15 protein-coding genes are annotated in these 18,324 nt (G+C 65.8%); 4 read left to right on the top strand and 11 right to left on the bottom strand.

Features of this window, described 5'->3' with window-relative positions; translation table 11 throughout:
• Positions 1-216 precede the first annotated feature (216 nt).
• Together ribA and BB934_RS10865 are read left to right on the top strand one after the other, a co-directional pair.
• Positions 217-1,329 (top strand): GTP cyclohydrolase II RibA, encoded by a 1,113-nt coding sequence (gene ribA / locus BB934_RS10870; protein WP_099512743.1) that lies wholly within the window; start codon positions 217-219, stop codon positions 1,327-1,329.
• Positions 1,330-1,454: 125 nt separating this feature from the next.
• Entirely contained in the window at positions 1,455-3,143 is a 1,689-nt protein-coding gene (locus BB934_RS10865) for an L-lactate permease (RefSeq protein ID WP_173909510.1), read from the top strand.
• 64 nt (positions 3,144-3,207) lie between these two features.
• Here BB934_RS10865 and BB934_RS10860 read toward each other — a convergent pair whose 3' ends face one another.
• The 8 genes from BB934_RS10860 to BB934_RS10825 all read right to left on the bottom strand — a co-directional run bounded on the left by BB934_RS10860 (position 3,208) and on the right by BB934_RS10825 (position 10,987).
• A complete protein-coding gene (locus BB934_RS10860; protein WP_099509643.1) occupies positions 3,208-4,377 on the bottom strand; it encodes a M20 aminoacylase family protein in 1,170 nt (389 codons plus the stop codon).
• A gap of 197 nt (positions 4,378-4,574) precedes the next feature.
• Positions 4,575-5,786, bottom strand: a complete 1,212-nt coding sequence (locus BB934_RS10855) for a peptide ABC transporter permease (RefSeq protein ID WP_099509642.1) — start codon at positions 5,784-5,786, stop codon at positions 4,575-4,577.
• Positions 5,787-6,079: 293 nt separating this feature from the next.
• Complete coding sequence (mmsB, locus tag BB934_RS10850) at positions 6,080-6,970, bottom strand: 3-hydroxyisobutyrate dehydrogenase (protein WP_099509641.1); 891 nt, start codon at positions 6,968-6,970, stop codon at positions 6,080-6,082.
• A 58-nt stretch (positions 6,971-7,028) separates the two neighbouring features.
• Positions 7,029-7,400: a DUF5367 family protein gene (locus tag BB934_RS10845; RefSeq protein ID WP_099509640.1), complete on the bottom strand. Its 372-nt coding sequence runs from the start codon at positions 7,398-7,400 to the stop codon at positions 7,029-7,031.
• Positions 7,397-8,548 (bottom strand): isobutyryl-CoA dehydrogenase, encoded by a 1,152-nt coding sequence (locus tag BB934_RS10840; RefSeq protein WP_099509639.1) that lies wholly within the window; start codon positions 8,546-8,548, stop codon positions 7,397-7,399. The genes BB934_RS10845 and BB934_RS10840 overlap by 4 nt, the downstream gene beginning before the upstream one ends.
• Before the next feature lie 45 nt (positions 8,549-8,593).
• Complete coding sequence (locus BB934_RS10835; RefSeq protein ID WP_099509638.1) at positions 8,594-9,004, bottom strand: type II toxin-antitoxin system VapC family toxin; 411 nt, start codon at positions 9,002-9,004, stop codon at positions 8,594-8,596.
• Entirely contained in the window at positions 9,005-9,412 is a 408-nt protein-coding gene (locus BB934_RS10830; RefSeq protein ID WP_099509637.1) for a DUF7662 domain-containing protein, read from the bottom strand.
• Between the two features lie 78 nt (positions 9,413-9,490).
• Positions 9,491-10,987, bottom strand: a complete 1,497-nt coding sequence (locus BB934_RS10825; protein ID WP_099509636.1) for a CoA-acylating methylmalonate-semialdehyde dehydrogenase — start codon at positions 10,985-10,987, stop codon at positions 9,491-9,493.
• Positions 10,988-11,095: 108 nt separating this feature from the next.
• Between BB934_RS10825 and BB934_RS10820 the strand changes: the two genes are divergently transcribed.
• Complete coding sequence (locus BB934_RS10820) at positions 11,096-11,986, top strand: LysR family transcriptional regulator (RefSeq protein WP_099512742.1); 891 nt, start codon at positions 11,096-11,098, stop codon at positions 11,984-11,986.
• Positions 11,987-12,303: 317 nt separating this feature from the next.
• The gene (gene tal / locus BB934_RS10815; RefSeq protein WP_099509635.1) at positions 12,304-13,275 is read left to right on the top strand and encodes a transaldolase; all 972 of its coding nucleotides are present in this window, start codon (positions 12,304-12,306) and stop codon (positions 13,273-13,275) included.
• A gap of 250 nt (positions 13,276-13,525) precedes the next feature.
• On the opposite strand, the gene BB934_RS10810 is transcribed toward tal, so the two are convergent.
• From BB934_RS10810 to BB934_RS10800, 3 genes are all read right to left on the bottom strand, one after another.
• Entirely contained in the window at positions 13,526-15,205 is a 1,680-nt protein-coding gene (locus tag BB934_RS10810; protein ID WP_099509634.1) for a thiamine pyrophosphate-binding protein, read from the bottom strand.
• A 75-nt stretch (positions 15,206-15,280) separates the two neighbouring features.
• On the bottom strand, positions 15,281-16,831 hold the full coding sequence (gene amaB, locus BB934_RS10805) for an L-piperidine-6-carboxylate dehydrogenase (RefSeq protein WP_173909442.1): 1,551 nt from the start codon (positions 16,829-16,831) through the stop codon (positions 15,281-15,283).
• Positions 16,832-17,155: 324 nt separating this feature from the next.
• Positions 17,156-18,289: a saccharopine dehydrogenase family protein gene (locus BB934_RS10800; protein ID WP_099509633.1), complete on the bottom strand. Its 1,134-nt coding sequence runs from the start codon at positions 18,287-18,289 to the stop codon at positions 17,156-17,158.
• Positions 18,290-18,324: the final 35 nt, after the last annotated feature.

The following is an 18,324-nucleotide window of genomic DNA, read 5'->3' as shown; positions in this document are numbered from 1 at the left end:
CACAGATAGCGTGCTGGATCTATGCCGTCGAGCCAAGAGACCTTTGCAGGCAAACCCATTGATCCGGCATGGCTGCCATCGCATCTATGGAATTGGGGATCGGGAGTGCCCTGTGATAGGGTGAAAACAATCCTGAAGCGTGGCTTTGGGGGCGTTTCGCCCCAAATGACCTCCTTCTCCCTCCGGATTTGAAGCGGTTTGCCTGAGTTATTGATGATGCGCCTGAGTTTGAGCCTGTCCGACAATCCCGCCACGACCCTGGTCGAGCGGGCGATCATGGAGTTCCGCAGCGCCCGCCCCGTGGTGATCGACGGCGCGGAAGGCCGCGCGCTCGTGATCGGCGTCGAGGATTTGGACGATGCAGCGGCGGCCGAGATCGACGCCGCGGCCGAGGGTCATGCTCATCTCGTCCTGCCGGCGGCGCGGCTGCGCCGCCTCGGCCTCGAGCGCGAAGGACCCGGCCGGCTCGCCCTGCCCGTGATCGACCGGGTACGCGTGGAAAACCTAGCCCTCAAGGTCGACGGGCGCATCGATGCGCCGGTCCGGCCCGCCGATGCCCTGGACGAAGAGGCGCTGGAACTCGCCCGCCTGTCCCTCGTCCTGCCGGCGGTCATCGTCGTGCCCCTGGCGGAGGGCGTCGAGATCGCGCCGTCCCTGTTGCGGGTGCCTGGCGAAGCGGTTCGCGATTACCGGCATGCCCAGGCTCTGGGCCTGAAGATCGTCAGCCGGGCGCCGGTGCCGCTGGAGGGCGCACCGACCAGCGAGTTCGTGGTGTTCCGCGGCGGCGAGGGCCTGCGCGATCAGGTGGCGATCGTCGTCGGAAAGCCCGATCTCTCCAGGCCCGTGACCGTGCGGCTGCATTCCGCCTGCCTCACCGGCGATCTCTTCGGCAGCCTGAAATGCGATTGCGGCGACCAGCTGCGCGAGACCGTGCGCTTCATGGCGCAGAACGAGGGCGGCATCCTGCTCTATCTCGATCAGGAAGGACGCGGGAACGGCATCGCCAACAAGATCCGCGCCTACAAGCTCCAGTCGCAAGGGTATGACACCTACGACGCCGACGAGGTTCTGGGCTTCGAGGCGGATCAGCGCCGCTTCGATTTCGCCGCCGCGATGCTGAAAGAACTCGGCATCGGCACGGTGCGCCTCATGACCAACAATCCGGAAAAGATCGCCGCGCTCGCCAGGGCCGGTCTCGAGGTGATCTCGGACCATCGCGTGCTCGGCCGCCCGACCGCGGAGAATGTCAGCTACCTCGCCGCCAAGCGCGACCGGGCCGGGCATTACATCGATATCGAGGGCATGCTGGCCTCGTGTAGCAAGGATTGAGACGCGTCTCTTCTCACATCCGGTATTGCCACATTTCATCATCCCCTTAGCTTCCCCTAAGGCGGCCGTCTTTCGCCCGACCGCCCGAGTTCTCATCGCCGGCGCATGCCGGCGGGATCAGGGGAATCATCATGTGGAGTCAGGTCTATAATCCCTTCGGCAGCGCAGCTTTGTCCACCGTCGCTGCCGCCATTCCCGTCGTCCTTCTTCTGGCGATGATCGCATCCGGCAAGGTGAAGGCCCATATTGCCGCCGTCGTCGCCCTGGTGGCGGCGATCGCGGTCTCCGTCTTCCTGTTCACCATGCCTGCTGGGCTTGCCATCCGCGCGGCGCTCTTCGGCGTCGTCACAGGCATGTTTCCCATCGGCTGGATCATCCTGAACGTGATTTTCCTCTACCGGCTGACGGTGGAGAAAGGATGGTTCGCCACGCTTCAGCAATCCGTCGGCGACCTCACGACGGATCGTCGCCTCCAGCTGCTCCTCGTCGCCTTCTCCTTCGGAGCCTTCTTCGAAGGGGCGGGCGGATTCGGTACGCCCGTTGCCGTGACCGGCGCCATCCTCATCGGGCTCGGATTCTCGCCGCTCGCGGCGTCCGGTCTCTCGCTCATCGCCAATACGGCACCGGTGGCCTATGGCGCGCTCGGTGCCCCGATCCAGGGCCTGGCCTCTGTCACGGGCTTCGATCCTTACGTCCTCGGCGCGATGGTCGGGCGCCAGCTGCCCTTCTTCTCGGTCATCGTGCCCTTCTGGCTGATCTGGGTCTTCGCGGGCTTTCGCGGCATGCTCCAAGTCTGGCCGGCCATTCTCGTCTGCGCCGTGTCCTTCGCGATCCCGCAATTCCTGATTTCCAACTACATCAATCCCTGGATCGTCGATATCGGGGCGTCCCTGATCTCGATGGCCTGCCTCGTCGGCTTCATGCGGATCTGGCGCCCGAAGGAGGTCTGGACCTCTCCCGCCCTGCGCACGCACGACATTTCCGCTGGCACCCTGACACGGCCCGCGCCGCTGGGCGCCGGCACGGCCAATGTTTCGCCCCGGGCGAGCCGTGAGGACGTCATGTGGGCGTGGGTGCCGTGGATCATCCTGTCCATCATCGTCGCGATCTGGGGCACCGGCTGGTTCAAGGCTCTCGTGAACCCGATCTTCACCTGGAGCTATCCGATTCCCGGCCTGCACAACATGGTGCAGAAGGTTGCGCCCATCGTCGCCACTCCGACGGCGGAGCCTGCCGTCTTCGCCTTCACCTACATGTCCTATACCGGCACGGGCGTGCTGATCGCGGCCATCATCGCGGGCTTCGTCATGGGATTTTCGCCCTTGCGGCTCATCACAGCCTGGTTCGAAACCATCTGGGTGCTGCGCTACTCGCTCATCACCATCGCCGCGATGCTGGCGATCGGCACGCTGACGCGCTTCTCAGGCGTCGATGCGACTCTGGGTCTTGCCTTCGCAGGGACGGGAATCCTCTACCCGTTCTTCGGCACGCTGCTCGGCTGGCTCGGCGTGGCGCTGACGGGCTCGGACACCGCATCCAACGTCCTGTTCGGCGGTTTGCAGAAGATCACGTCCGAACAGCTTGGGCTGTCCCCCATCCTCATGGCGGCGGCGAATTCCTCCGGCGGCGTGATGGGCAAGATGATCGATGCCCAATCCATCGTCGTGGCATCGACGGCGACGAACTGGTTCGGCCACGAGGGAAGCATCCTGCGCTTCGTGTTCTGGCATTCCATCGCGTTGGCCTGCCTCGTCGGCGGCCTCGTGATGCTGCAGGCCTATGTCCATCCCTTCACGCAGATGGTCCTGCATTGATGGACATACGACAAAAGAAAACGCCGCCGGAGACGATCCGACGGCGTTGGCTTGATGAGGGGATTTATCGAGCCGGCATGCCCGTCTCCACGATCTTCGCCCAGAGAGAGACGCCATAGGGGCTGGCCTCGTCGTTGAAGTCGTAGGCCGGGTGATGGACGCCGGCGGTGTCGCCGTTCCCGAGGAAGATGTAGGCGCCGGGACGCTGCTCCAGCATGTAGGAGAAATCTTCAGCGCCCATGAGCGGCAGGATGGCGGTGTCGACGGCGTTCTCGCCGCCGACGGCCCGGGCAATGCTGGCCATGAACTCGGTCTTGTCGGGATCGTTGATGGTCACCGGATAGCCGCGGTCGTAGTCGATCGTGGCCTTGGCGTCGAACGCGGCGCAGACATTCTCGACGATGGCACGGATACGGTTCTCGGCGAGATCGCGGACTTCGGGCGCAAGGGTGCGCACGGTGCCGAGCAGCATCGCGGTCTGCGGAATGACGTTGTAGGCGTCGCCCGCCTTCACGGTGCAGACGGACACCACTACGGAATCGAGCGGATCGGCACTGCGCGAGGCGATGGTCTGCAGAGCCGTGATCACATGCGCCGACACGACGACGGGATCGATGCAGTCATGCGGGCGCGCCGCATGGCCGCCCTTGCCTTCGATGGTGATGGTGAAGCGGTCGGCAGCGGCCATCATCGCGCCGGGACGGATGGCGAACTGGCCCACGGGAATGCCCGGCATGTTGTGCATGCCATAAACCTCGTGCACGCCGAAACGCTCCATGAGGCCGTCCTTCAGCATCTCGTTGCCGCCGCCGCCGCCTTCCTCCGCCGGCTGGAAGATCACCACCGCTGTGCCGTCGAAATTGCGCGTCTCGGCCAGATATTTCGCAGCACCCAGCAGCATGGCGGTGTGCCCGTCATGGCCGCAGGCATGCATCTTGCCGGGGACCTTGGACTTGTGGGCAACGTCCGTCGCCTCCTCGATGGGCAGCGCGTCCATGTCGGCGCGCAGGCCGATCACCTTTCCGGAATTGTTCGTGCGGCCCTTGATGACGCCCACCACGCCCGTCCGCCCGAGACCGGTCACGACCTCGTCGCAGCCGAAGCTCTTGAGCTTGTCCGCTACGATTCCCGCCGTGCGGTGAACGTCGAACAGAAGTTCGGGGTTTTCGTGGAAGTCGCGGCGCCACGCGGTGATTTCATCGGCGAGATCGGCGACGCGGTTGATGATCGGCATGGGAAGTCCTCGGGTTGGGAGAATCCGGAAAGCACCAGCCAAGCAGAGGCGGTGCCACCGCGTCAACCGTTACAGGATATCCGGCTAGAGCATCGGACCCAAAAGTGGGTCCAGTTTTGGGTCCGATGCTCCTTCTCTTGGCTGGCGCATCGTTCTTGGCAGCCCTCTGGGTCCACACGATGCGCTCGTGGGAGGTCTCAAACTTTTCTGCGCAACACGGCCTTGGGGCGCTTGGTGCGGAACTGGCCGCGCTCGATGGCGACGAAGATCAGCACCAGGACCACGAGGGTGGTGAACCACCAGACCTGCGCGGTGCCGATGCCGAGACAGCCCAGGGTGAAGGTGCAGGCGAAGGCGGCCATGATGCCGGGCTCCACCGTGGCGCGCTGGATTCTCGCCCGGGTGGCGGCCTGATAGAGAATGATGCTGCCCGCCGCGGCGCCTACCAGCCCGAGCTCGTACCAGATCTCGAACAGGAGCGTGGACGGCGCGGTCGGCGGAATCAGGCCGAAGAAGCGGCCGCGCAGGGCGGTTTCCAGGCCGTGCCCGGTCACGAGGCGCAGGGGCTCGCTGAGGACGATCTGGCGCCAGGCGTCCAGGCTCACCACCACCGGTGCCTTGGGGCCGAAGAGGCCGATCGCCAGAGGCTTCAGCACGAAAGGCAGGAGCGGCGCAAACAGCAGCAGGCCTGCCATGACGAGGCCCGTCAGCCGCGATCCGAGGGCGGGACTCCAGGCGGTGACGACGAAGGCGAGGGTACCGGCGATCAGCCCGTAGAGAGGCAGGCCCTCACGGGTGAGAAGAGAGCAGACGGCCACGGCCAGGGCGAGGCCGATGGCCTCCAGATTGCGTCCGCGGGAATGGAGCCAGGCCAGCGCCGGCCAGAGCAGCACGACGAGCATCAGCATGCCGCGCTCGAGGCTCAGGCCCTCCGGGTCGAGCGCGCTGCCGCCTGTGATCGACAGGCCGATCGCGATCAGGGCGGCCAGGCCGACGCCGATGGGCAGGAGATAGAGATTGGCCGAGCGCATCCGCTCGGGCACCGCGAGATAGCCGCCAAGCGCCATGAGGGCCATGCCGGTGATGTTCAGAAGCCTCTCCGAAGCCTGGGGCAGGAACGGCGTCCAGACCAGCGACAGGCCGGCCCAGAGCAGCAGGACCATGCCGGCGACGCCGCCCGGCGACACCATCAGGGCGGTCAGCTTTTCCCGGGCGTTCCTGGCGCTGCCGTCGAGCACCGAGGCAAGGACGAGGAGAATGACCGCCAGCGGCGCCATGGCCACCAGGGCCCGCCGCGTGAACAGCGCCGCCAGGGGCACGGCGAAGAACAGGATCGCGAAACCGAGACGCCGCAAGATGGCGGCGGCATCGGCGGATGGATTTGCCGTTTGGGAAATCGAGCGGATCATGCAGGCGGGCAACCGGGAATTGAGCGGTCAGGGAGGGCAAGCGTAACGGAGCCGTGCACCAAAAGCTGTAGGTGCAATGCAACACATCTCGGTCCTGTGCAGCACTCTCGGCATAACGCTGCTCTCCTAGCGTCATCACCGGCCTTGTGCCTTGGTGTCATTCCCGGCCGGAGCGTCAGCGGAGGGGAAGGGAATCCATAGTGCTGAGCGTGTGGGTGGATCCCCTTCCCGGCCTGCGGCCGCCGGGGATGACAGCGGCGTTCACAGGTTCGGGGTAGCGGCAGGAATGCGGATCAGCCCTTCTGCCCCCGGATGAAATTGACGATGCCGGAGAAATCGTCGCCCTCGTGGCCGGCATTGGCAAAGAGCGAATACAGCTGCGCGGCCTCGGCACCCAGCGGCGTCGCGGCGCCGGAGGCGAGCGCAGCCTCCTGCGCCAGCTTCAGGTCCTTGAGCATCAAAGCCGCCGCGAAGCCCGGCTTGTAGCCGTTATTGGCGGGGGAGGCCGGGACCGGGCCCGGCACCGGGCAATAGGTGGTGAGCGACCAGCACTGGCCCGAGGAGGTGGACGCGACATCGAACAGCGCCTGATGCGAAAGCCCGAGCTTTTCACCCAGGACGAAGGCCTCCGCCACGCCGATCATCGAGATGCCGAGGATCATGTTGTTGCAGATCTTCGCCGCCTGGCCGGCACCGGCCTCGCCGCAATGGACGACCTTCTTGCCCATCTTGGACAGGATCGGCTCGGCCCGGTCGAAAGCTTGCCTCGCGCCGCCCGCCATGAAGGTCAGCGTGGCGCCCTTCGCGCCGCCGACGCCGCCGGAGACCGGCGCATCGAGGCTTGCCAGGCTGCCGCCCCGCTCGCGCGCCAGCCCATGCGCCTTGCGGGCGCTCTCCACATCGATGGTGGAGCAGTCGATCAGCAGCGCGCCGTCCTTCACCGAGGGCAGGATGTCGGTCCAGACCGAGAGCACATGCTTGCCGGCGGGCAGCATGGTGATCACCACCTCCGCGTCCCGAACGGCCTCGGCGGTCGAGGCGGCGATGCTCGCGCCTTCCGAGCGCGCCTGATCGCAGGAGGCCGGCGACAGGTCGAAGCCGATGACGTTGTGCCCCGCCTTGACGAGATTGGCGGCCATGGGCCCGCCCATGTTGCCGAGGCCGATGAAGGCGATTTGGGTCATGAGAATCCTCCCTTTTGTCGTGCGATTCTTTAAGCCAACGTGTCGATGAGGGCCGCAATCATGCGTTGCGCGCCTTCCAGAGAGCTCCGGTGAGCGCGAAGCCGTAGAACCACAGCATCAGCGATCCGAACACCTTGTCGAGGGCGGGGTCGAGCCGCGGAAAGAACACGGCGAAATGCGAGCCTATGGCGGCCAGGATCAGCATGCCCGGAACGGCGACGAAGCCCATCGCCCGGGCCGTGTCCTGTCCGGGCGCGCGCAGGATGCGGCCGACCGACAGGCCGAGCATCAGGCCGAGCACGGCGCCGGCCGCGAAGTTGAGCTGGAACGGCCGCCGCCCATCCAGGAAGAACCACGGGCCGGCCCACAGGAACAGCGCGAAGATCGCTGCGGTCAGGGCCAGGCCGAGGCCGAGCGACCTGAGCATCATCGATTGCCGCGCCCCACCAGATCGCGCGCCACGATCAGGCGCATGATCTCGTTGGTGCCCTCGAGAATCTGGTGCACGCGCAGGTCGCGCACGATCTTCTCGACCCCGTAATCGGCGAGATAGCCGTAGCCGCCGTGGATCTGCAGCGCGTCGTTCGCCACCTGGAAGCCCACATCGGTCGCCATGCGCTTGGCCATGGCGCAGAGCCTCGTCGCATCGAGCGCCTTGGCGTCGAGGGCGGCGGCCGCGCGCCATAGGAAGGTGCGTGCGCATTCGAGCTCGGTCGCCATGTCGGCGAGCTTGAACTGCAGCGCCTGGAAATCCGAGATGCGCTTGCCGAAGGCCTTGCGGTCGTTCGCGTAAGACAGCGCCTTGTCGAGGGCGGATTGCGCGCCGCCGAGCGAGCAGGCGCCGATATTGATGCGCCCGCCATCGAGGCCGGACATGGCGATCTTGAAGCCCATGCCCTCGTCGGAGAGAAGATTGGCGACGGGCACGCGCGCATCCTCGAAGATCACCGCGGCGGTGGGCTGCGCGTTCCAGCCCATCTTCTTCTCCTGCGCGCCGAAGGACACGCCGGGCATGTCCTTCTCGATCACCAGCGTCGAGATGCCGGAGGGACCGTCCCCACCGGTGCGCACCATCGTCACGTAGACGTCGGACGTGCCGGCGCCGGAGATGAACTGCTTGACGCCGTTGACGATGTAATGATCGCCGTCGCGCACGGCCTTGGTCTTGAGCGCCGCCGCATCCGAGCCGGAGCCCGGCTCGGTCAGGCAATAGCTCGCGATCAGCTCCATGGTGACGAGGCGCGGGATGTAGCGTTGGCGCTGCTCGTCGGAGCCGTAGCGGTCGATCATCCATGTGGCCATGTTGTGGATCGACAGATAGGCCGAGACGGCGGGGCAGCCGGTGGCCAGCGCCTCGAAGATCAGCGCCGCGTCGAGCCGCGTCATGCCCGATCCGCCCACATCGTCGCGGGTGTAGATCGCGGCCATGCCAAGCGCGGCCGCCTCGCGCATCACATCCACGGGAAAATGCTTCTTCTCGTCCCATTCGAGGGCGTGAGGAGCGAGGTTCTCCGCCGCGAAGGCGAGCGCCATGTCGCGGACGGCGATTTGATCGTCTGTGAGGGAAAACTGGGTCATGGAATCCAGCGCAGTTGGAGTGGCAGCCGCGTATGCATCGTTCGGTCAGCACGCAAGGACGCGAACATGTCCTTCGTTACCATAAGATAGAAGCTTCCGGTCGCGGGTCACTAGGACGAAACCCTCTGTTCGAGCCGTTGCGGCGATAATCCGGTCTGCGGGGTCTGCCGGAGGCATGCCTGGTAGAAATGCCGACGCGATCAGAGTCCGCGGAGGCATGGGAGCCAACCTCACGCCGGGCAGGGCTAAGGCCGCATCGAACCATGCTTCAGGCGGCATACTCAAGGCGATTCTCCCTTTTCGGACAAGCGTTCCGATTTCCCACGCCGTGATCGGGGAGATCAGGATCCGATCTGACGGAGCGGCTTCATCGACGGCCCGGCGGCAATCCTCCGATATCTCTTCGCCGTTGGCGATCCAGAGAACGGCGCAGGTGTCGAGAAGAAGGGGAGCCACCTAGAGGGCTCCTCGCTCGGCGGCCCAGTCTTCCCCGGTCGGAGAGGTGATGTCGAATTCGATGTTGATGCGCACTGTTCCCTTGAGCCCGGCAAAGGGAGATTTGACGGAGGGAGACTTGGCATGCGGAGGCGATTTCGCCGGTGAGCCCTCGTCGTCGCCGGGACCGATCTTGCGAAAGACCAGTTCCTCCTTTTCGAGATCGACCTGCTCCGTCCGCCAGCCCGCGCTCAGCCAAGCTTGGGTCATGACATGGTTTTGCGCATTGTTCGACCACAGGGCCCGGTGCCGGCGCGAGGACGGGGGCAACCCGAAACCGAGGATACGCTCGATCTCCTTGAAGCTGGCTCGCCACGTCGGAACATGCAGCGTGGCGAGGTGATGCTTCAACGGCTCGTACTTGGACAAGACGGCCTCCTGACGGGTTAGCAACAATAGTTACACATAGTTACTAACCCGTCAAGAATAGTTACTTCCAGGAAGAAGTTACTTCATGGTCGGAATGGAGAATTCCGCGCCTTCCTTGATTCCGGACGGCCAGCGGGAGGTGACGGTCTTGGTCTTCGTATAGAAGCGCACCGCGTCCGGGCCGTGCTGGTTCAGGTCGCCGAAGCCGGAGGCCTTCCAGCCGCCGAAGGTGTAATAGGCGAGCGGCACCGGGATCGGCACGTTGATGCCGACCATGCCCACGTTGACGCGCGAGGCGAAATCGCGGGCGGCGTCGCCGTCGCGGGTGTAGATCGCGACGCCGTTGCCGTATTCGTGATCCGAGGGAAGACGCAGCGCATCCTCGTAATCCTTGGCGCGGACCACGGAGAGCACGGGCCCGAAGATCTCTTCCTTGTAGATGCGCATGTCGGTCTTCACCTCGTCGAAGAGGCAGCCGCCCATGTAGAAGCCGTTCTCGTAGCCCTGCATCCTGAAGTCGCGGCCGTCGACCACGAGCTTGGCGCCTTCCTGGACGCCGATATCGACGTAGGAGCGCACCTTCTCCATATGCGCCCTGGTGATCATCGGGCCGAAATCGGCGGAAGGATCGGTGGAGGGGCCGACCTTCAGGGTCTCGACCCGCGGGATCAGCTTGTCCATGAGCGCGTCGGCGGTGGCCTTGCCGACCGGCACCGCGACCGAGATCGCCATGCAGCGCTCGCCTGCCGAGCCGTAGCCGGCGCCGATGAGCGCGTCCGCCGCCTGATCGAGATCGGCATCGGGCATGATGATCATGTGGTTCTTCGCGCCGCCGAAGCACTGGGCGCGCTTTCCGTGCGCGGTGGCGCGGGAATAGACGTATTGCGCGATCGGCGAGGAGCCGACGAAGCCGACCGCCTTGACGTCCGGATCGTCGAGGATCGCGTCCACCACTTCCTTGTCGCCGTTGACCACGTTGAGGATGCCGGCGGGAAGGCCCGCTTCCATCATCAGCTCGGCAAGCCGCATCGGCACGCCCGGATCGCGCTCGGAGGGCTTGAGGATGAAGGCGTTGCCGCAGGCAATCGCCGGCGAGAGCTTCCACAGCGGGATCATGGCCGGGAAATTGAACGGCGTGATGCCGGCGACGACGCCCAGCGGCTGGCGGATCGAGTACATGTCGATGCCCGGGCCGGCGCCTTCCGTGAACTCGCCTTTGAGCAGGTGCGGGATGCCGGTGCAGAACTCCGCCACCTCGACGCCGCGCTGGATGTCGCCCTTGGCGTCGACGATGGTCTTGCCGTGCTCGCGGGCGAGGATGTCGGCCAGCGAATCCATCTCCTTGGCGATGAGTTCGAGGAACTTCATCATCACGCGGGCGCGGCGCTGCGGGTTGGTGGCGGCCCAGGCGGGCTGGGCGGCTTTGGCGTTCTCCACCGCCTGGTGCAGCTCGTCCTTGGAGGCGAGCGCGACGCGGCCGAGAACCTCGCCGGTCATGGGCTGGAAGAATTCGGTGGTGCGGCCCGATTTGCCCGGAACCTGCTTGCCGCCGATGAAATGTCCGACCTCGCGCATGGCGTCTGTCTCCTCCTGAGGGTGTTTTTAGTGTCCCCGTTCTATCATTGTTGAAATCGCACGACTATGGGTGAAACCGAGGCACCGTTGTGCGAAAATACCAATACCATGAGTGCATTCGACTGGGACGATCTCCGCTTTTTCCTCGCCGTCGCCCGCGCCGGGCGCTTGACGGCGGCCGCTCGCCAGCTCGAGGCCGATCATACCACCGTTTCGCGCCGCATCTCAGCGCTTGAGGCCGCCCTCAAGGCCAAGCTGTTCGAGAGGAGCCCTCAGGGCTACACCCTGACCGAGCAGGGCGAGCGGCTGCTGGCCAAGGCGGAGGCGATGGAGACCCAGGCGCTTGCCGTGGCAAGCGAGCTCGGCGGCGCGGACCTCGCGCTCTCCGGCACCGTGCGCATCGGCGCGCCGGACGGGATCGGCACCTATTTCCTCGCGCCTGAGCTCGGGGCGCTCGCCGAACGGCACCCTGGCCTCACGCTGCAGCTCGTGGCCTTGCCGCGCACCTTCTCGCTCTCCAAGCGCGAGGCCGACATCGCGGTCACCCTGGAGCAGCCGACGGAAGGGCGCCTCGTCTCGCGCAAGCTCACCGATTACCGCCTCCGGCTCTACGCCTCGCAGGATTATCTCAACCGCCACGGGCCGGTGGCGGACCTCTCGGATCTCGCGGGCAAAACTCTCGTCACCTATGTGGCCGACCTTCTCTACAGCCCGGTGCTCGACTATTTCTCGGCCCTCGAGAAACACACCGCGCGCCGCTTTGAATGCGCCAGCGTGGTGGCCCAGGCCGAGGCGGTGCGGGCCGGAATCGGCATCGGCATCCTGCACGACTACGCGGTGCGGCAGTTCCCGGAGCTTCAGGTCGTGCTGCCGGACATCTCGTATCTTCGCACCTACTGGCTCGTCACCCACGCGGATGTGCGCTCCTTGCGCCGTGTGGAGGAGGTCTATTCCTTCATCCTGAGCCGGGTCCGGGCCAACCGGGGATTGTTTGTGTGAAGGCGCCTCTTCCCTCCCCCTTGCGGGGAGGGGCCGAGGGTGGGGGTCGAAACGTCAGAGCGCTACACTCGATGAATTCGGGCGCCGCTGTCCCTACCACGTCATCACCGGCCTCGTGCCGGTGATCCCGATGCGAAAGGCGCAACGTTCTTCCGATCGGGATGGCCGGGACGAGCCCGGCCATGACGTGGCGAGTGTGATGGGAAGCGTGCACCCGATCGCCAGGAATGACAACAAAGCCGCATTCGTCGCTTTGCCCTTCACGCGGCCGCCTTATGGGACTAAGTCAGGCGTCAAGAAAACCCACGGAGATCCTCATGCCCTCCAAGCTCGACCAATTGCGCGCCATGACGGTCGTCGTGGCCGATACCGGCGACCTCGACGCGGTCCGCCGCCTGAAGCCCCAGGACTGCACCACCAACCCGACCCTGCTCCTGAAAGCTGTCGAGATCCCGGCCTACGGACACCTCCTCGAAGAGGCGCTCACCTGGGGCCGCAAGCAGGGCGGCTCCCGCGAGGGCGTGGTGGCAGCGATCTGCGACCGGCTCGCGGTCGCCTTCGGCGCCGAGCTTGCCGGCATCGTGCCGGGCCGTGTCTCGACGGAGGTGGATGCCGATCTCTCCTTCGACACGGAAGCGACCGTGAAGACGGCGCGGAGCATCGTCAAAGATTATGAGGAGCGCGGCGTCGGGCGCGAGCAGATCCTGATCAAGACCGCATCGACCTGGGAGGGCATCCGCGCGGCGGAGATCCTTCAGAAGGAGGGCATTGACTGCAACCTCACGCTCCTGTTCAGCCAGGTTCAGGCCCAGGCCTGTGCGGAGGCGGGCGTGTTCCTGATCTCGCCCTTCGTCGGCCGCATCCTTGACTGGCACGTGAAAGCCGGCGGCGGACCCTATACGGGCGAGACCGATCCGGGCGTGCTCTCCGTGCGCAAGATCTACGCCTCCTACAAGGCGCAAGGGATCAAGACCGTGGTGATGGGCGCCTCCTTCCGCAACATCGGAGAGATTGAGGCGCTCGCCGGCTGCGACCGCCTCACCATCTCGCCCGCGCTCCTCGACGAACTGGCGAAGGCCGAAGGCGACCTGCCGCGCAAGCTCTCGCCCGACAATGTCGAGACGATCCAGCCCCTGCCGCGCATGGACGAGAAGAGCTTCCGCTTCGCATTGAACGAAGACGCGATGGCGACCGAAAAGCTCGCCGAGGGCATCCGCTCCTTCGTGAAGGACTTGCGCAGCTTGCGTACGCTTGTGGCGCAGCGGCTCGACGAGGCGAAGGCGGCTTAAAAGCGAAGAAACGTCATCCCGGACGCCGCAGGCGATCCGGGATCGCCATCAGAATAAAGCACGGTCATCCCGGGGCCGCGCAGCGGAACCCGGGATCCATAACCACGACCTTAAACCAGTCTTGCACCGTTAGCGGTTATGGATCCCCGCCTGCGCGGGGATGACAGTGGTGGTTCAAGTGCCATCCTCGCCAAACGATCCCGGATCTTCGCTGCGCTTCGTCCGGGATGACGTTCGCGTCAGCGCGTCTTCACTTCTTCCCCGCCAGCGCCTTCTCGCGGATCGCCGAGAGCGACATGCTTGGCGTGATCGCTTCCGGGTCGATCATGCAATGCAGGATCGCCGGCTTGCTGGAGGTGAGCGCCCGCTGCAGGGCCGGCGCGAATTCTTCCGTTGTCGTCACGCGCTCGCCATAGCCGCCGAAGGCCTTGGCGTAGGCGGCGAAATCCGGGTTCTTCAGCATCGTCGCCGAGACGCGGCCGGGATATTCGCGCTCCTGGTGCATGCGGATCGTGCCGTACATGCCGTTGTCGAGCAGGATCACCAGGATCGGCAGGTCGTATTGCACGGCGGTGGCGAATTCCTGTCCGTTCATGAGGAAGTCGCCGTCGCCGGCGAACACCACCACGGGGCTGTCTGGCTGGATGCGCTTGGCGCCGACGCCTGCCGGCACGCCGTAGCCCATGGAGCCGGAGGTCGGAGCCAATTGCGTGCCGTAGTCGCGGAACGGCCAGAACCGGTGGACCCAGGTGGCGAAGTTGCCCGCGCCGTTGCAGAAGATCGTGTCGGACGGCAGCGTCTTGCGAAGATAGGCCATCACCTCGCCCATCTGCAGCGCGCCGGCGTGACGGACGGCGGTCGGATCGCTCCAGGCCAGATAATCAGCATGCGCCGTCTTCGTGCCCTCGCTCCAGGGCAGCGAGACCGGCGGATGCACGGCCTCCAACGCCGCCGTGAAGGCGATGGGCGAGGCGTTGATGGAAAGATGCGGGGCATAGACCCGGCCGATCTCGCTCGGATCGGGATAGACATGCACCAGTTTCTGCTGCGGCGCCGGAATGTCGAGCAGCGTATAAGCCTGGCTCGGAACCTCGGAGAGGCGCCCGCCGACGAGCAGGACGAGGTCCGCGTCCTTGATGCGCGCAAGCAGCTTCGGATTCACGCCAAGCCCGAGATCGCCGATATAGGACGCGTGATCGGCGGGAAACAGCATCTGACGGCGGAAGGTGCAGGCGACCGGCAATTCGAAGCGTTCCGCGAAGCGTTTGATGCGCTGCACCGCGACCTCGGACCAGCGGCTGCCGCCGAGAAGCGCAATCGGATTCTTGGCATTGTGCAGCAGCTTCTGCAGCTCCGCCATCTGCGTCAGGCCCGGATGCGTCTCGACGATCTGGTAGCGCGGCGCGTCGGCGACCGCGGCCATCTCGGTGAGCACATCTTCCGGCAGCGCGATCACGACGGGACCGGGACGGCCGGACGTCGCGACGTAGAAGGCGCGCGACACGATCTCCGGAAAGCGCGCCGGATCGTCCACCTCCGTCGCCCATTTGGCGAGCGGGCCGAACGCGGCGCGGTAATCGAGCTCCTGGAACGCCTCGCGCTCGCGCATGCCGCGTTCGATCTGGCCGACGAACAGGATCATCGGTGTCGAATCCTGCTTGGCGATGTGGATTCCGGGTGAGGCGTTGGTCGCGCCGGGGCCGCGCGTGACGAAGCAGATGCCGGGGCGGCCAGTGAGCTTGCCGTAGGCCTCCGCCATCATCGCCGCGCCGCCTTCCTGGCGGCAGATCGTGACCTCGATGCTCGCATCATGCAGCGCATCGAGGGCCGCGAGATAACTCTCGCCCGGAACGCAGAAGATGTGATCGACTCCGTGGATGAGAAGCTGATCGACAAGGATCTGGCCGCCGGTGCGGGAGGGCGCTGTCATGAAAGGCTCGCATTGTTAAGAGTGTCGATAACAAAACGGAGGGCGTTGGCCCTCCGTTTGACTAACGTGCAACGATCAGGCGTCGACGTCGAACTTCACGCCCTGGGCGAGCGGAAGCGTCGCGCCGTAATTGATCGTGTTGGTGGCACGGCGCATATAGGCCTTCCAGGCGTCCGAGCCCGATTCACGGCCGCCGCCCGTCTCCTTCTCGCCGCCGAAGGCACCGCCGATCTCGGCGCCCGAGGGGCCGATATTGACATTGGCGATGCCGCAATCGGAGCCCACGACCGAGACGAAGGCCTCGGCCTCGCGCAGGTTGAGCGTGAAGATCGAGGAGGAAAGGCCGGCGCCGACCGCGTTGTGCAGCGCGATCGCCTCGTCGAAGTCGGAGTAGCGCATCACGTAGAGGATCGGCGCGAAGGTCTCGCGGGTCACCGGGCCGGTCTGGCTCGGCATCTCGACGAGCGCCGGGCGCGCATAGACGCCGTCATTGGCCACGTCCGTATAGCGTCCGCCGCCATGCACCTTGCCGCCGGCCGCGCGGGCCTCGTCGAGGGCGCGCTCCATGCCGTCGAAAGCGGCCTTGTCGATCAGCGGGCCGACGAGCGTCCCTTCCGCGCGCGGGTCGCCGATCTTGACGCTCGAATAGACCTTGGCGAGACGCGGCACGAGCTGGTCGTAGACGCTCTCGTGCACGAAGAGACGGCGAAGCGTCGTGCAGCGCTGGCCCGCCGTGCCCATGGCGGCAAAGGCGATGCCGCGGAGCGCCAGATCGAGATCGGCGGAAGGCGCGACGATGGCGGCGTTGTTGCCGCCGAGCTCGAGGATCGCGCGGGCGAAGCGCTCCGCGAGCTTCGGGCCGACCTGACGGCCCATGGCGGTGGAGCCGGTGGCGGAGAGAATCGGCACACGGGTGTCCTCGACGAGGATCTCGCCGACCTCGCGGCCGCCGAGCAGCACCTCGCAGAGACCTTCCGGCACGCCGCCGAAGCGCTTGGCCGCGCGCTCGACGATGGCGTGGGTGGCGAGCGCGGTCAGCAGGGTCTTCTCGGAGGGCTTCCACACCACGCTGTCGCCGCAGACGAGCGCGAGCGCCGCATTCCACGACCACACGGCGACGGGGAAGTTGAAGGCGGAGATGACACCGCAGACGCCCAGCGGATGCCAGGTCTCCATCATGCGGTGGTCGGCGCGCTCGGTGGCGATGGTCAGGCCGTAGAGCTGGCGCGACAGACCGACCGCGAAGTCGCAGATGTCGATCATCTCCTGCACCTCGCCGAGGCCTTCCGAGACGATCTTACCGGCTTCGAGCGTCACGAGGCGGCCGAGATCGTCCTTGGCGGCGCGCAGCTCCTCGCCCAGCAGCCGGATGAACTCGCCGCGCCGGGGCGCCGGGATCTTGCGCCAGGCCTTGAAGGCGGCGTCGGCCCGGCCGATGGCGGCCTTGGCCTCGTCGGGCGTCGTCTCGCGCACATGGGCGATCACCTCGCCGGTGATCGGGGACCGGGCCGGACGGCCGCCGGCGGCGAAGGCGCTCTCCGGCACGCCGAGGCGCGCGAGAATGGCGCGGGCCTCGTCCGCAACGGAGGCGGGTGCGGCGGATACGGGTTTCAGGCTCGCGGTCATGTTGGTCTCCCTGAATGCGGGCGTGAGGCTCATGGAGCCTGCCACCCTCGCTTGTCCTTGGAACGAAACGACGGCGGCTTTCATGCCACCGTCTTAATGCATGACCGGGAAGCCTGGGAACTGCTTTTCCCGAATAGGGTCATGCCATTTTGTAAAGAACCCAAAAGCTTGGCTCGACCGGCCCTCCTCCCCCTTGTGGGGAGGAGTTGGAGGTGGGGGTGTGAGCGATAGCCTATGAAGGTCTGGCGCCGGCACCCCCACCCTGGGCCCTCCCCACAAGGGGGAGGGAAAGAGCTTTGCACCCGGCCTAACTGGAGACCTTCCTCACGCCACCGCGTCGAGGCGGATGTTCTTGACCGCCGGCTCGTGGCCCTTGTCCAGGCGCTCGCCGGCATAGACCCGGCCGAAGCGGTTGGCGAGAAAGGTGTCGAGGTCGATCTCCTCCTGGCGCACGAAGCCCTGTTTCGGCAGTTGGCCAGCGACCAGCAGGTCGAGCATGGCGCAGATGCCGGCGGCGGTGGTCACCTGGATCGCGGTGCGCTGGGTGCCTGCCACGTTCTGGCCGTAGATGCTGCGGGCATAGGTTTCCTGCACGAAGCGGCCGGCGCGCTCGCCGGTCACGGTGACGAAGACGATGACCATGTCCTGCATGGTGGCCGGAACCGCGTTCTCCAGGATGTCCTTGAGAACCTCGCGGCGGTTGCGCAGCTGCAGGTCGTTGAGCAGCACCCGCATGAGGGCGCAATGGCCGGGATAGCGGATCGTCTTGTAGTTCAGGTTGCGCACCTTGCCTTGAAGCGTCTCGCACAGCGTGCCGAGGCCGCCGGAGGTGTTGAAGGCCTCGTAGCGGGTGCCGTCGAGGGAAAATTCCTCCAGCTCTTCCATGGCCGGGACTTCGCGTAGGGTACCGTCGACCACGGCCTCGCAGCGCTCGATATACTCGTTGATGACGCCGTCCGTGCTCCAGGTGAGGTTGTAGGACAGGGCGTTCGACGGGTATTGCGGCAGCGCGCCGACGCGCAGGCGCACCGTGTCGAGCTTGTCGAAGCGGCTCGCGATGTCGTGGGCGACGATGGAGATGAAGCCGGGAGCGAGGCCGCATTGGGGAATGAACGCCGTCTCGGCGCCATCGGCCAGCTCCTTCACCATGCGGGTGGTGGCGACGTCCTCGGTCAGGTCGAAATAGTTGACGCCCGTCAGCCGCGCCGCCTTCGCCACATGGCCGGTCAGGTGGTAGGGCGCGGCGCTGAGCACGGCGTAATGACCCTTCAGGGCATTCTGCAGGGCGACCGCGTCGCTGAAGTCGAGTTGGACCGTCTTGACGCCGTCCTTGGCGACCGCTTCGAGCGCCTCGGCAGAGGAATCCGCGACGGTGACCCGGTAATCGCCGGTCTCGTGGAGCATGTCGGCGATGGTGGAGCCGATCTTGCCGGCGCCGATGACGAGGATCGAGTGCATGAAAACCTCCCTGTGTTGCCTCTAGAAAAAGGCAA

Origin of the sequence: Microvirga ossetica, assembly GCF_002741015.1 — a bacterium.
In the GTDB taxonomy this organism is placed as follows: Bacteria; Pseudomonadota; Alphaproteobacteria; order Rhizobiales; family Beijerinckiaceae; genus Microvirga; species Microvirga ossetica.
The sequence above is the reverse complement of the archived record's forward strand: the minus strand, read 5'-3'. Positions and strand labels throughout refer to the sequence as shown.